Source organism: Streptomyces sp. NBC_01283, from assembly GCF_041435335.1.
GTDB lineage: Bacteria > Actinomycetota > Actinomycetes > Streptomycetales > Streptomycetaceae > Streptomyces.
In genome coordinates this window covers 2,674,124-2,687,470 of record NZ_CP108430.1, presented here as the reverse complement: position 1 = coordinate 2,687,470, position 13,347 = coordinate 2,674,124, and the positions used below count along the sequence as shown (strand labels likewise).

Below are 13,347 nucleotides of genomic sequence, written 5' to 3'. Positions count from 1 at the left end.
CCGGGCCACGCTCGGCGCCGTACGATGGCGCGGTGCTGGTCAAGTGGATTCGCTGCACCGTGGTGGACCGACGGGGGTTCGAGCGGGGGCAGCGGAAGTGGGCGGGGCTTCTGGGGGAGCCGGGGTTCCGGGGACAGGGCGGGGGGTGGAGTCGGGAGCGGCCGGGCGTGGCGCACGTTTTCGGCTTCTGGGAGAGCCGGGCCTTCTACGACTCCTTCATGGCGCGGTCCCACGACCGGCTCGCCGCCACGCAGTCAGGCACCTTCAAGGACATCCAGATCAAGCTCTTCGACCACCGATTCGACGTGAAGACGGGCTTCGAGCCGCGCTTCGCCGACGCCGACGTGGTCCGGGTGGCGCACTGCCGGGTCCACGAGGCACGGGTGGAGCACTTCGCGCTCATGCAGGAGAAGGTCTGGAACCCGGCGATGGCGGGCTCCCCGGGGATGGTGCGCGGGCTCTTCGGTGAAGCACCCGGGCACGAGTTCCTCGTCCTCTCGATGTGGCAGTCGGCCGCCGAGCACGGGAAGTACCGCAGGGAACGGGTGGAGCGTCTCTCGCTGCGGGCCCAGACGGAGGCGGACGTCGCGGCCCTGGCCGGTGACATCGTGGAACTGGAGCCGTCGTGGACGGTGTGACGTCGCGCGCGGGTGACGTGCTGCGGCGACCTGGCGTATGACCTGCTGCCGGGCGGGCCCGCCGCTGTCCCGCTGTGGTGACGGCGCCGTCGGTGGCGGCGTCCGCCTACGCCGGATGGAGCCCGGACGGCCGACCGGTTGAGCTCCCGGGGAGGGCCCGATCTAGGGTTTCCGTATGGCACGTCCGCAGCGCATCTTCCTTGTCCGGCACGGCGAGTCGGCCGGAAACGCCGACGACACCGTGTACGAACGCGAACCCGACCACGCGCTGGCGCTCACCGAGAAGGGGTGGCGGCAGGCGGACGAGACGGGTGAGCAGCTACGGGAGGCCGTCGGCCAGGAGCGGGTGAGTGTGTACGTCTCGCCCTACCGGCGCACCCATGAGACATTCCGGGCCCTGCGGCTCGACCCCGAGCTGGTGCGGATCCGCGAGGAGCCGCGGCTGCGGGAGCAGGACTGGGGAAACTGGCAGGACAGGGACGACGTCAGACTGCAGAAGGCGTACCGCGACGCGTACGGGCACTTCTTCTACCGCTTCGCCCAGGGCGAGTCGGGAGCCGACGTGTACGACAGGGTGGGCGCGTTCCTGGAGAGCCTGTACCGGAGCTTCGAGGCGCCGGATCATCCGCCGAACGTCCTCCTCGTCACCCACGGCCTGACCATGCGGCTGTTCTGCATGCGCTGGTTCCACTGGTCGGTGGCGGAGTTCGAGTCGCTGTCCAACCCCGGGAACGGCGAGATGCGGACGCTGGTGCTCGGCGACGACGGCAAGTACACACTGGACCGGCCGTTCGAACGCTGGCGCGAACCCGAGCCGTACGGCGTCACCGGATAGAGTGGCAGAGCGATGACCGCTGACTCCTCTCCCGACCGGCGCCTGGCCCGCGCTCTGGCCAGCCTGCGTGGACTGGCGGTGGGGGACGCACTGGGCTCTCAGTTCTTCGTGCCCGCGAACTACCCGCTGCTCAAGCGCGGGGAAGCGCCCCCAGGCCCCTGGCAGTGGACCGACGACACCGAGATGGCCTGCTCCGTGTTCGCGGTCCTGGTCCGCCACGACCGGATCGACCAAGACGCGCTCGCACTGTCGTTCGCCGAGCACCATGACTTCGACCGCGGCTACGGCCCGGCCGTGAACCGGCTGCTCAGGCAGGTCCGTGAGGGCGGGGACTGGCGGGAGCTGGCCTCCGCGCTGTTCAAGGGGCAGGGCTCCTGGGGCAACGGGGCGGCCATGCGGATCGCGCCGCTCGGCGCCTGGTACGCGGACGATCCGGAGCAGGCGACGCACCAGGCGGAGATCTCCGCCTACCCCACGCACCAGCACCGTGAGGCGGTCGTGGGAGCCATGGCGGTGGCCGCCGCCGCGGCGCTGGCGGCCGACCCCGCCGGGCCGCCCGCACCGAAGGCGCTGCTCGACGGCGTCATCGACCTCGTGCCCCGCAGTGCCGTGGGAGCGGGGCTCCGGCGCGCCCGGGACATGCTCGACTACGGGGACGCGGCGACGGTCGCGGCGGTCCTCGGATGCGGGCGCCGCACGACGGCTCATGACACGGTGCCGTTCGCGCTGTGGTCGGCCGCTCGTGGCCTGGGCGACTATGAGCGGGCCATCTGGTCCACCGCCCAGGTGGGCGGCGACATGGACACGACCTGCGCCATCGTGGGCGGAGTGGTTGCTTCCGGCGAGGGCGGGGCGCCCTCCGGCGCGTGGCTGGAGCAGACCGAGGATCTGCCCGGCTGGGTGCCGGTCACGGTGGGCTGACTTCGGGATTCCGGTGTGTGACTGTCGCGGTCATGTGTGACTGTCACGGTCATGCCACAGCGTGGGCGATGGCAGGGCTGTCGGCGGCCTCGCGGCTACTCTTTCCGGCAGGCCGCGAGTTGATCATGACTTGCGTGTCCTCAACGAGATGCCGGTCGCCCGGCGGCCCGCCACGCGCGCGTGCCGTCCGCCGCACGTGCGGACCGGCCGGGAGGGGGTCCCGTGTCCGATGCACCGTCCACGCCTGAGCCTTCAGCTGGGTCAGGTCCAGATGCGCCAGCTCCACGAGGTTCAGCCGGAGAACCGCTGAGACGTCCGCGAGGGGGCGCCGGCGGCGGTCACGCCGACGACGGCAGCGAGGCGCCCGCAGAACCCCAGGACGCCGTGCCAGGCCCGCGTGCCGTGGCGGGCAGCCCAGTGCCTCGGCCCGACTGGGCGTACCCGGGAGGCGGGTACAAGCACGAGCCGCTGCTGGCCGATCTGCGGGCCGACCCGCCCGCCCCGGTCCGGACGGGCACGCTCGGCGCGGTGTTCGTGACCGGCCTGCTGAGCATGATGCTGCTCGGCGACGGCCTCGCGATCAATCTGCTGATCGTCGCCCTGCCCGCCGCGCTTGCCGCGTATTTCGCCGCCGAGCAGGCCGGTCGCAGGCTGCGCCCATGGACGCTGACCTGGGCGATCGGCGGCCTCGCGCTGCTTGTGGTGCCCGCGCTGCGGGACGCCGGCTGGCCGTCGTTCCTCGCCATCGTGTCCGCCGTTGCCCTCGGCTCACTCGCGCTGCACGGCTGCCGTACCTGGCCCGGCGTGCTGCTCGGCCCGGTCGGTCTCTTCGAAGCGGTCCTCTCCGGCCTTGGCTGGGGCTGGCGCGGGGTGCGGGGACGTGCGAGCGGGTCCCGGAGCGGTCCCGTGCTGCGGGCGGCCGCGGTGACCGTCGTGCTGCTGCTGGTCTTCGGCGCGCTGTTCGCCGGGGCCGACGCCGCCTTCGCGGGGCTGCTGGGCGACCTGATGCCCGACGCCTCCGTCGCCGAAGGGCCGTGGCGTCTGCTGCTCTTCGCGCTCGGCGTCGTCGGAGCGCTCGCCGCGGCGCACACCGCTGCCGCGCCCGTGCGCTGGGACCGGCTCGTCGTAGGTCCCGGCCGGGAGCGGGGCCGCGTCGAGTGGGCGCTGCCGCTGATCGTTCTGAACCTGCTGTTCGCGGCGTTCAACGTGGTGCAACTCGCCGTGCTCTTCGGCGGCTACAACGCGGTCCTGGAGAAGACCGACCTCTCGTACTCCGCGTACGCGCGCCAGGGCTTCTGGCAGCTGCTGCTCGCCACGCTGCTCACCCTCGTCGTCATCGTCCTCGCCCTGCGCTGGGCGCCGCGGGACGGGGCACGAGACCGAAGGCTGGTGCGGGCCGTGCTCGGGACGCTCTGCGCCCTCACGCTCGTCGTCGTCGCGTCGGCGGTGCGGCGCATGGACATGTACGTCGAGGCGTACGGGCTGACCCGGCTGAGGGTCTCGGTCGTGGCCGTGGAGCTCTGGCTCGGCCTGGTCATCGTATTGATCATGGCGGCCGGAGTCTGGGGCGCCCGTTGGCTGCCGCGCGCTGTCGCCGCGAGTGCCGCGGCCGGGGTGCTGGCCTTCGGACTCCTCTCGCCCGACGCGCTCATCGCCGAGCGCAATGTGCAGCGCTACGAGGACACCGGGAAGTTCGACCTGGAGTACGCGCGTGGGCTGTCCGCCGATGCTGTTCCGGAGGTCGACGGGCTGCCGGAGCCATTGCGCTCCTGCGCCCTTGAGGGCATCGCGAAGGACCTCGGGGCCGAGCGCGGTCCTTGGTACGCCACCAGTCTGGGGGAGGCGCGGGCCAGGGAGATCATCGAGGACCGGCCGCCGACGGCATCCTCGGCGGACTGCACAGGCGTTGGCGAGGAGACCACGTACCGCTGATCGCCCTCTGGGCGGGACACCGGTCTCCTGGACGGTGAGAGTGCGGCGCCGGGCGTCTACGGAGGCGGCCATGCGCCGCTGTCCACGGAGGCGAGTGCCGGGCCGCTCTCGCCCCGTGGACGACCCGGCACGTACGCCTCTCCATGCTCCAGCCAGCAGCCAGCAGCCAGCAGCCAGCAGCCAGCAGCCAGCAGCCAGCAGCCAGCGGCCAGTAGCCAGCGGCTAGCCGCCCGCTGGACCCGCCGTGCTCGCCGTGCCGGACAACGCCTCCATGTCGCTCTTGCGTACCCGGACGACCACCAGGGCGGTGACCAGCGCGAGCAGGGCCATGGCGACGGCCGGGATGAAGGCCGTCGAGATCCCCTGGGACAGCACTTCGTGTCCCCAGGGCGCGGGCAGCTCGCCGGTCTTGGCGAAGGAGGCCTTCTGTTCCGGCGAAGCGTTCGCCATGAAGTCCGCCATCTGTTCCTTGCCCTCGTTCCGGCTCGCCGTACCGAACACCGTGGTCAGGATGGAGAGGCCGAGGGAACCGCCCACCTGCTGCGTCGCGTTGAGCAGGCCTGATGCCGCGCCTGCCTCGTGTGGGGCTACTCCGGAGACGGCTGTCAATGTAAGGGTCACGAAGTTCAGACCCATGCCGAAGCCGAACAGGAGCATCGGTCCGAGCACTCCGCCCGCATACGAACTGTCCGGGCCGATGAGGGTCAGCCAGCCGAGCCCGAGGGCCACGAGGGCCGAGCCGGTCACCATGAACGGCTTGGGGCCGAGGACCGGAAGCAGCCGTTGGGAGATGCCCGCGCCCGCCACGATCGCGACCGTGACCGGCAGGAAGGCGAGGCCCGCTTCGATCGGTGTGTAGTCCAGCACGTTCTGGACGAAGAGCACGATGAAGAAGAACATGCCGAACATCGCCGCAGCCAGGCTCAGCATGATCACGTACGAACCCGAGCGGTTGCGGTCGGCGAACATCTTCAGCGGAGTGATCGGTTCCCTGGCCCGGCTCTCGATCAGGGCGAAGGCGAGGAGCAGCACGATCGCCGCGCCGAACGACCCCAGGGTGAGACTGTCGCGCCAGCCGTCCTCGGCCGCCCGGATGAATCCGTAGACCAGGGAGGCCATGCCGAGGGTCGACGTGAGGGCGCCCGCGATGTCGAAACGGCCCGGATGACGCTCGGACTCGCTGATGTAGAGCGGGGCGAGGAAGGCGATCAGGATGCCGATGGGTACGTTCACGAACAGCACCCAGCGCCAGTCGAGCCACTCCGTGAGCATGCCGCCGGCCAGGAGGCCGATGGCGCCGCCGCCCGCGGAGACGGCCGCGAAGACACCGAACGCGCGGTTGCGCTCGGGGCCTTCGGGAAACGTCGTGGTGATGAGGGCCAGGGAGGTGGGCGACGCGATCGCGCCACCTACGCCCTGCAGGGCGCGCGCGGCCAGCAACTGCCAGGGTTCCTGGGCGAATCCGCCCAGGAGCGAGGCGAGGGTGAAGACCAGGATGCCGGTCATGAAGACCCGGCGGCGGCCGAGGATGTCACCGGCCCGGCCGCCGAGAAGCAGCAGGCCACCGAAGGTGAGCGTGTACGCGCTGACGACCCAAGTGAGGTCAGTGGTGGAGAATTCGAGCGCGTCCTGAATGTGCGGCAGCGCGATGTTCACAATTGTTGCGTCGAGGACCACCATGAGTTGGCAGGCCGCGATGACGGTCAGGGCGATACCGGGCCGGCCTTCTCGGCGGGCGGCACCGGGCTTCCGGTCTTTGGCTAACTGAGAGGTTGTCACTATGGGTCCCCCACAAGTGCGTTAGTGAACGCGCCCGTTCACTGTCCCGTTAACGGTAGTGACTCCCCATCAGTGAACGCAACCGTTCACTGACACTGCCTCGTACTCCAACGGAGAGATATCGATGGTTACTTCGCGCTGGAGCGCCGCAGCCGCTCAAACGGCCTCCCTGCGCCGCCGGGGCCCTGTGCTGGAACGGGCGATCCTTGATGCCGCGCTCGAGCAGCTCAGCACCGTCGGCTGGAACGGTCTGACGATGGAAGGTGTGGCCGCGAGTGCGCAGACCGGCAAGGCCGCCGTCTATCGCCGCTGGCCCTCCAAGGAGGATCTCGTCGTGGACGCACTCCAGGCCGGCCTCCCGAAACTCGACTCCGCACCGGACTGTGGAGACGTGCGGGAAGATCTCGTTCAGCTGTGCAGGCAGATGCGTGAGGCGATGTTCTCGCGGCCCGGATTCGCTCTCCGCGCGGTGCTTCACGAGTGCGACACGGTGGCGGCCGAGCGATTCCATGGGGTGATCTTCGACGGGGTCATCGGACCGAGCGTGGAACTGATCAAAGAAGTCATACGCCGGGGAGTCGAGCGCGGTGAGGTGCGCGCCGAGGCCGCGAGTTCCTACGTGTACGACGTCATCCCGGCGATGATGATGTACCGATCCAAGGTGTGCGGCAGCGAATGGGGGGACGAAGAGTTCACGGAGCTGATCGATCAGGTCATGGTTCCGATGCTGCGTCGGTAGGCCCGGGTGTCGCGGGTGGCATGCGGCGGCGTACGCTTGCTGGCGCCATGCCGTACGAACCACCCACCCACACCGTCGAGCGCTCCCTTCGCGCTACCACCGGAGCGAAGATCGTTGCCGGAGTCGACGAAGTCGGACGCGGAGCGTGGGCGGGACCGGTCACCGTATGTGCGGCGATCACGGGACTGCGCAGGCCGCCCGAAGGGCTCACCGATTCCAAGCTGATCACTCCCAAGCGGCGCACCACACTCGCCGGGGAGCTGGAGAGCTGGGTCACGGCCTATGCCCTGGGGCACTCCTCGCCCGAGGAGATCGACGAGATGGGGATGACCGCCGCACTGCGGCTCGCCGCGGTGCGCGCCCTGGAGGAGCTTCCGGTACGACCGGAAGCGGTGATCCTCGACGGGAAGCACGACTATCTCGGAACTCCCTGGCAGGTTCGTACGGTGATCAAGGGCGATCAATCCTGTGTGGCCGTCGCCGCGGCGTCGGTGATCGCCAAGGTTCGGCGCGACAAAATGATGGCCGAACTGGGTATCGAACATGCAGACTTCGGTTTTGCGGCCAACGCCGGCTATCCGTCGCCGGTGCACAAGGCCGCGCTGGCGGAGCGGGGGCCCACCCCGTACCACCGGATGTCGTGGGCGTATCTTGATGCGCTGCCCCAGTGGCGGCACCTCAAGAAGGCCCGCAGCTGGGCGGATGGAAACGTTCCGGCAATCGAGGGCCAACTCGGCTTCGATTTCTGACGCTTCCGGCAGTTCCACTCGCACTCAAGTGCCACCCGCCGATGCGACTCGCACCGGCGTTTGATAGACAACAACGCATGCCTCTCAGTCCCGAGGAGCCTCAGATTCACGAGAGTGCCCAGGGTCCCCGCGTGACCCCGGCCAGTGGCCGCATCACGCCGACCCCCCGCCCCGTACCCGGCCCGCGTCCCGCGGCTGCGCCGCGTCCTGGCCGACCGGGCCCCGCCCGGCCGATGCCGCCGGCGCAGCGCACGTCGCACGAGCCGGCCGCCAAGCCAGGGCTTCCCGCCCCGGCCGCTTCCGCCGCTCCGACGGTTCCCGCTGGTCCCCCCGCGGGCTCCGCCACGGATGCCGGTGCTTCGGTTCCGCAGATCCAGCTGGTCCCGGCTTCCGCCGAGGGGGCGCTCGACGCCGCCGAGGAAGCCGTTGACCTGCTGCTCGACTCGGGTCGCGCCCCGGGTGAGGTCCTGGTGATCACCACCGGCGACCCGCACCCGTGGGCCACGCACGAGCTGTCGTTCGGCGAGACCTCCTACTGGGCTCAGCACGACGCGGGTGACGACGTCTTCTACGCCGACGCCGCCGCCCTGGACCGTGCCGCGCCCCGCCCCGTGGTCGTCGTCGCCATCAACGGCGGCAGCGAGGAGGCCGCGGTCGGCGCACTGCCGACGGCGCTCACCCGGGCCGGAGTCCTGCTGATCGTCTGCGGTGACCCGCAGCGCATCAACGCGATGCTGGGCGCGGGCGTCTGACGTTCGCCGTCTGACATCCGCGGCCCGGGCTCCGGCTTCGGCCGCCCGACGATCGAACGCCTGACGTTCGAGGCCGGGTGGACGGAGTCGGGCGTGGGGCGGCCGGTGTCCGTGGCATGGCCGGGTGAGCTTCAGGCTGTGTGCGCCGCGTACCACGCGACGCGGACGAGCCCGGGTACGCACCGGTCCATGCCTGTCACCCGCCTCGCGGCGGGTGGTCCGGAGGACGCCTCAGCGTGCCGCCACCCGGCGCAGTACCTCGGACGCGGCGCCGCCGGTGCGTATCGGTGGTGGCGGATCGGTGTCGGCGAAGGCCTCGGGGTGTGAGCCGGTGCTGGGCCGACGGCCGCCGCGCCCCTCACCGAGGACCTGCCAGCCGTCACGGGTCAGCGTGATGTAGGCGCCGCAGCGCAGCCCGTGCAGCGTGCAGGCGTCCCGCAGTCCCCACATCCACGCCCCGTCCTCCGGCGTCCAACGCGCGTCACCGTCACGGCAGTAGAGCAGGACGGCCGTACGCACCGGAGTGCGGCGCCGCAGATCGTGCGGGATGACCCGGCGCAGCTGCGCGAGCAGCGCGTTGCGGAACACCCAGCCGTCCGCCGCGCTCGGCCGCCGCGTGAACGAAGCGCTCGCCCGGAGCCGTTCCTCAGGATCGAGGACGGCGACGACGGCTGTCTCGGGCGTCGGACGATGCCGTGCGTGCAGGCCGCTGACGACCTCACGCGGATTGCGCAGCAGGGGAATTCCCGCGGCCGACCACTCCGCTGGCTCGAGCATCCGGCCCAGACGGTTGGGGGAATCGGCGGACATATCAGCGGACGTCGAGAACCCCGACATCGATGCCGCAGCGGACGGAGCGAATCCGAAGGTCACGGTCCTCCCTTCGGCTACGCGCCCAGAGGGCGGGGTCGGACTGGGGGAGCGCACCGCGGCACGTTCCTGCCGGGCCACGGGGAGCCGCGCGGGGAGCGATACCAATTCTTCCCGTCGGATTGCCTTGCGGCAACGAGCAATTGGGACCGCCGACCGGTATCTGGTGATGCGTCTTCTATATCCCTGCCCACGGGGCCCCACATCGACGCTTGCGTCAGCCTTGCACGGCCAGGACCAGCGGCAACACCCCCTTGGCTCCGGCACGGCGGAGCATGCGCGCGGCCACCGCCAGGGTCCAGCCGCTGTCCGTCAGATCGTCGACGAGAAGTACGGGGCCGCCCGCTTCCTGGAGCGCCGCGGCGAGCTCAGAGGACACGGTGAGTGTCCCGTCCAGGGCGCGCAGGCGCTGAGCGCTGTTGCTCCTCGGCGCATGTGCCGTGTCGGCCCCGGCGGCGTACTCGATGGAGCCGAGGAGTGGAAGGCGGCCGATCTCCGCGATGCGGGCACCCAGCGACTGGATCAGCTGGGGCCTGGTGTGGGAGGACATGGTCACGACGCCTGCCGGCCGTGGCTGGGCGTCGGCGCTGCCCGAGGCCCAGCCGCCGGGGCCCTTCGCCCAGTCGGCGAGGACGCCGACCACGGCCTTCGCCACGTCGTCGGGCACGGGCCCGTCAGGGGACTGCGGGGCGAGCATCGGCCGGAGCCGGTTGCCCCACCCGATGTCCGAAAGCCGTCCAAGGGCCCGGCCCTGGGAAGCCTGTTCCCCCACGGGGATACGTCCCTTGAGGTCGACGCCGACCGCGGCGAGCCCGGTCGGCCACATCCTCCGGGGTTCCACGTCCACGCCCGCGCGGACCAGTTCGCCCCGCGCCGTGTCGAGCGCTCCGGAGGACACGGCGTCGGTGAAGCGTGCTCCCGCGCAGTTGTCGCAGCGGCCACAGGGGGTGGCGGCCTCGTCGTCCAGCTGCCGCCGCAGGAACTCCATCCGGCAGCCGGGAGTCGCGGCGTATTCACGCATCGCCTGCTGTTCCGTCTGCCGCTGCTTGGCGACCCAGGCATAGCGCTCGGCGTCGTACGCCCAGGGCATCCCCGTGGAGGTCCAGCCGCCCTTGACGCGCCGGACCGCGCCGTCCACGTCGAGGACCTTGAGCATCGTCTCGAGGCGTGACCGGCGCAGCTCGACCAACGGCTCCAAGGCGGGCAGTGACAGGGGCCTGCCCGCCTGCGCCAGCACGTCCAGCGTGCGCCTGACCTGCTCCTCGGGCGGGAAGGCGAGGGAGGCGAAGTAGTTCCAGATCGCCTCGTCCTCCTTGCCCGGCAGGAGCAGCACCTCCGCGTGGTCGACACCGCGGCCCGCGCGGCCGACCTGCTGGTAGTAGGCGATCGGGGAGGAGGGAGAGCCGAGATGCACCACGAAGCCGAGGTCGGGCTTGTCGAAGCCCATCCCCAGGGCGGAGGTGGCGACCAGGGCCTTCACGCGGTTGGCGAGCAGATCCTCCTCGGCCTGCTGGCGGTCCGCGTTCTCCGTCTTTCCGGTGTACGAGGTGACGGTGTGGCCGCACTGCCGCAGGAAGGCGGTGATCTCCTCGGCGGCGGCGACCGTGAGCGTATAGATGATCCCCGAGCCCGGCAGCTCGTCCAGGTGGTCGGCCAGCCAGGCCAACCGGTGTGCCGCGTCGGGAAGTTGCAGAACGCTCAGGCTCAGGCTCTCCCGGTCGAGGGGGCCGCGCAGCACGAGCGCGTCCGAGGTGCCGCCGGTGCCCAGCTGCTCGGCCACGTCGGCTGTCACACGTGCGTTGGCGGTCGCGGTGGTGGCCAGGACGGGGACGCCCGGCGGCAGGTCGGCGAGCATCGTGCGCAACCGTCGGTAGTCGGGCCGGAAGTCATGGCCCCAGTCCGAGATGCAGTGCGCTTCGTCGACCACGAGCAGGCCGGTCGCGGCGGCGAGCTTGGGCAGGACCTGATCGCGGAAGTCCGGATTGTTCAGGCGCTCCGGGCTGACGAGGAGGACGTCCACGTCGCCGGAGGCCACCTCGGCCTGGATGGTCTCCCACTCCTCCGTGTTGGAGGAGTTGATCGTGCGGGCGCGGATCCCGGCCCGGGCGGCCGACTCCACCTGGTTGCGCATGAGCGCGAGCAGCGGGGAGACGATCACGGTGGGGCCGCTGCCCCGCTCCCGCAGCAGTGCGGTCGCGACGAAGTACACGGCGGACTTTCCCCAGCCCGTGCGCTGCACGACCAGGGCGCGTCGCTTGTCGGCGACGAGCGCTTCGATCGCTCGCCACTGGTCCTCACGCAGTCGTGGACCGTCCGACGGGGGCACCTCACCGCTTGTGGGCGCGGGGCCGCCGACGAGGCGGGCGAGTACGGCATCGGCCGCCGTGCGTAGATCTTCGTTGCTCATGCCCCCATGCAACCCGATGGGTCTGACATTGCGCGAACGAGTCCGCCGAGCTGTGGATAACTCTTGGCGTGCCCCTGACCGCACTTATCCACAGGGCAAACCGGAACCTGGTGATTCGCGGGAGAGTCGGCGCATGGCGAACCACAGCGAACAAAACGACACGAACAGCACGAACGACTCGACTGACTCCATCGGCCCGGCAGACTCCATTCGCCCGGCCGACTCAGCAGGCTCCATCGACCCGGCCGATTCAACTGGCTCCGCCAATCCGATCAATCCCATCGAGCCCACCGGCTCCATCGACGAGACGACGGTCACCTTGCGCACCCCCGCCGAACTCGCGGATGCCCTGCCGTACTTGCTCGGGTTCCGGCCCGAGGAGAGCGTCGTCCTCATTGCTCTGCACGGCGAGCGGGGGCGGTTCGGTGGGCGGGTGCGCCTCGGTATTCCCGGGCGCGAGGAGGACTGGCCGCCCGTCGCGCAGCAGCTCGCCCAGTGCCTGGTGGGCGGTTGTGAGCGGCGCGGGGCCCGGCCCGACGGCATTGTCGCCTTCCTGTGCGTGGAACCCGTGGGCGCCGAATCGGGCCGGCAGGTCATGGAGCGCCTCCGACCGCTGGCGCAGGTGCTCCGCACCGCCTGCGGAAGCCTCGACGTCCCCGTGTTCGAGGTCGTGTGCATCTCGGCGGGCACCTTCTGGACCTACTGCTGTCCGAACAAGCAGTGCTGCCCGCCGGAGGGTGTGCCACTGCTGCGGCCCGGCACTTCGGTCCTGGCCGCGGCCACGGCCTACGCAGGCCTCCAGGTGGGCGTCACTCCAAGGGAAATGAGGGCGCGGCTCGCCCCATGGGAATCCGTCGCCGCGGCGGACCAGGAGGCCGCGCTCGACGCGGCCGGCATGGCGATCGTGCATCGCATCCTGGAAGAGGACGGGCACGCGGAGGTCGCCGCTGACACGCTTGACCTGGCCCGAAGGATCATGGCGCGCATCGTCGCCGCGCCGTCGGTCGCCGACAGGCTGGAGGCGGACCTCCAGGACGACGAGCTCCTCGCGCACGACGAGGCCGCGGCGCTGATCCTCGGTCTCCAGGACCGTACGACGCGTGATCGGGCCGCGGAGTGGATGGAAGGGGACTCCGCGTCATCGGCGCTTCGTCTCTGGAGGGCCCTGGCCCGTCGCTGCGTCGGTGCCTACGGGGAGCATGCCGCGGCACCACTGGCGCTCGCGGGCTGGGTCGCGTGGTCCCTCGGTGACACCGCGGAGGGCCAGGAGGCCTTGGACATGGCGCTGTGTGCCGATCCGAGTTACACCTTCGCGCAACTCCTGCACCATGCCTGCACCGGAGATCTGGACCCCGAGCCGATCCGCCGCTGCTTGCGCAGGGAGCGAACCGACCGTGACGCGAAGGGGGTTCAGACCGAGCTGCCCCTCTCCGCGGAGCCCTCGAACGCCACGGATGAGCCGGTGGGTGCCGCTCCGCGACGCCGCCGCCCAGCACGCCCGAAGGGTGGCACCGGCTCACGGGCCGCCGACAGGCCGAGCACGGGTCCGCAGAACCGCCGTCGCACCATCCGGCGCGCAGCGAGGAACGACACGTGAAGGCGGGGGTCCGGAGTCGGGGGACAGAGGCCGGACGGCTGTCATCGGGGAGGCCGCACGCGGAAGGCCGGGGCCGGGCGGGTGGCTTACCGTCCCGCAGGCGTGACTCGGGGCGGGGCGGGTCCGTT

At 70.9% G+C, this 13,347-nt stretch carries 11 protein-coding genes; 8 read left to right on the top strand and 3 right to left on the bottom strand.

Translation table 11 applies throughout. The annotated features are described in order from the left end of the window. The first annotated feature begins 32 nt into the window (after positions 1 to 32). The 4 genes from OG302_RS12110 to OG302_RS12095 all read left to right on the top strand — a co-directional run bounded on the left by OG302_RS12110 (position 33) and on the right by OG302_RS12095 (position 4,326). The gene (locus OG302_RS12110; RefSeq protein WP_371526806.1) at positions 33 to 638 is read left to right on the top strand and encodes a YdbC family protein; all 606 of its coding nucleotides are present in this window, start codon (positions 33 to 35) and stop codon (positions 636 to 638) included. A 175-nt stretch (positions 639 to 813) separates the two neighbouring features. Beyond that, entirely contained in the window at positions 814 to 1,473 is a 660-nt protein-coding gene (locus OG302_RS12105; protein WP_371526805.1) for a histidine phosphatase family protein, read from the top strand. Between the two features lie 12 nt (positions 1,474 to 1,485). Then, a complete protein-coding gene (locus OG302_RS12100) occupies positions 1,486 to 2,394 on the top strand; it encodes an ADP-ribosylglycohydrolase family protein (RefSeq protein ID WP_371526804.1) in 909 nt (302 codons plus the stop codon). Between the two features lie 417 nt (positions 2,395 to 2,811). Continuing rightward, a complete protein-coding gene (locus OG302_RS12095; RefSeq protein ID WP_371526803.1) occupies positions 2,812 to 4,326 on the top strand; it encodes a DUF4153 domain-containing protein in 1,515 nt (504 codons plus the stop codon). A gap of 222 nt (positions 4,327 to 4,548) precedes the next feature. Here OG302_RS12095 and OG302_RS12090 read toward each other — a convergent pair whose 3' ends face one another. Then, positions 4,549 to 6,105, bottom strand: coding sequence for an MFS transporter (locus OG302_RS12090; protein ID WP_371526802.1), 1,557 nt, complete (start codon positions 6,103 to 6,105; stop codon positions 4,549 to 4,551). 124 nt (positions 6,106 to 6,229) lie between these two features. On the opposite strand from OG302_RS12090, the gene OG302_RS12085 reads away from it, so the two are divergent. From OG302_RS12085 to OG302_RS12075, 3 genes are all read left to right on the top strand, one after another. Further along, positions 6,230 to 6,844 carry a TetR/AcrR family transcriptional regulator gene (locus OG302_RS12085; protein WP_371526801.1) on the top strand — a complete coding sequence of 205 codons (615 nt, stop codon included), beginning with the start codon at positions 6,230 to 6,232 and terminating at the stop codon, positions 6,842 to 6,844. A gap of 47 nt (positions 6,845 to 6,891) precedes the next feature. Continuing rightward, positions 6,892 to 7,593, top strand: coding sequence for a ribonuclease HII (locus OG302_RS12080; RefSeq protein WP_371526800.1), 702 nt, complete (start codon positions 6,892 to 6,894; stop codon positions 7,591 to 7,593). 77 nt (positions 7,594 to 7,670) lie between these two features. Further along, positions 7,671 to 8,345, top strand: a complete 675-nt coding sequence (locus OG302_RS12075) for a hypothetical protein (RefSeq protein WP_371526799.1) — start codon at positions 7,671 to 7,673, stop codon at positions 8,343 to 8,345. A 231-nt stretch (positions 8,346 to 8,576) separates the two neighbouring features. Here OG302_RS12075 and OG302_RS12070 read toward each other — a convergent pair whose 3' ends face one another. Further along, entirely contained in the window at positions 8,577 to 9,218 is a 642-nt protein-coding gene (locus OG302_RS12070) for a hypothetical protein (protein WP_371526798.1), read from the bottom strand. A 214-nt stretch (positions 9,219 to 9,432) separates the two neighbouring features. Continuing rightward, positions 9,433 to 11,622, bottom strand: coding sequence for a RecQ family ATP-dependent DNA helicase (locus tag OG302_RS12065; RefSeq protein ID WP_371526797.1), 2,190 nt, complete (start codon positions 11,620 to 11,622; stop codon positions 9,433 to 9,435). A 133-nt stretch (positions 11,623 to 11,755) separates the two neighbouring features. On the opposite strand from OG302_RS12065, the gene OG302_RS12060 reads away from it, so the two are divergent. Beyond that, entirely contained in the window at positions 11,756 to 13,219 is a 1,464-nt protein-coding gene (locus OG302_RS12060) for a DUF4192 domain-containing protein (RefSeq protein WP_371526796.1), read from the top strand. The last annotated feature ends 128 nt before the right edge of the window (positions 13,220 to 13,347 follow it).

What these genes read in the sequence shown, in the direction of transcription:
- OG302_RS12105 (WP_371526805.1), top strand. Translation starts at nt 814, where the DNA reads ATGGCACGTCCGCAGCGCATCTTCCTTGTCCGGCACGGCGAGTCGGCC.
- OG302_RS12100 (WP_371526804.1), top strand. Translation starts at nt 1,486, where the DNA reads ATGACCGCTGACTCCTCTCCCGACCGGCGCCTGGCCCGCGCTCTGGCC.
- OG302_RS12085 (WP_371526801.1), top strand. Translation starts at nt 6,230, where the DNA reads ATGGTTACTTCGCGCTGGAGCGCCGCAGCCGCTCAAACGGCCTCCCTG.
- OG302_RS12080 (WP_371526800.1), top strand. Translation starts at nt 6,892, where the DNA reads ATGCCGTACGAACCACCCACCCACACCGTCGAGCGCTCCCTTCGCGCT.
- OG302_RS12075 (WP_371526799.1), top strand. Translation starts at nt 7,671, where the DNA reads ATGCCTCTCAGTCCCGAGGAGCCTCAGATTCACGAGAGTGCCCAGGGT.
- OG302_RS12065 (WP_371526797.1), bottom strand. Translation starts at nt 11,622, where the DNA reads ATGAGCAACGAAGATCTACGCACGGCGGCCGATGCCGTACTCGCCCGC.
- OG302_RS12060 (WP_371526796.1), top strand. Translation starts at nt 11,756, where the DNA reads ATGGCGAACCACAGCGAACAAAACGACACGAACAGCACGAACGACTCG.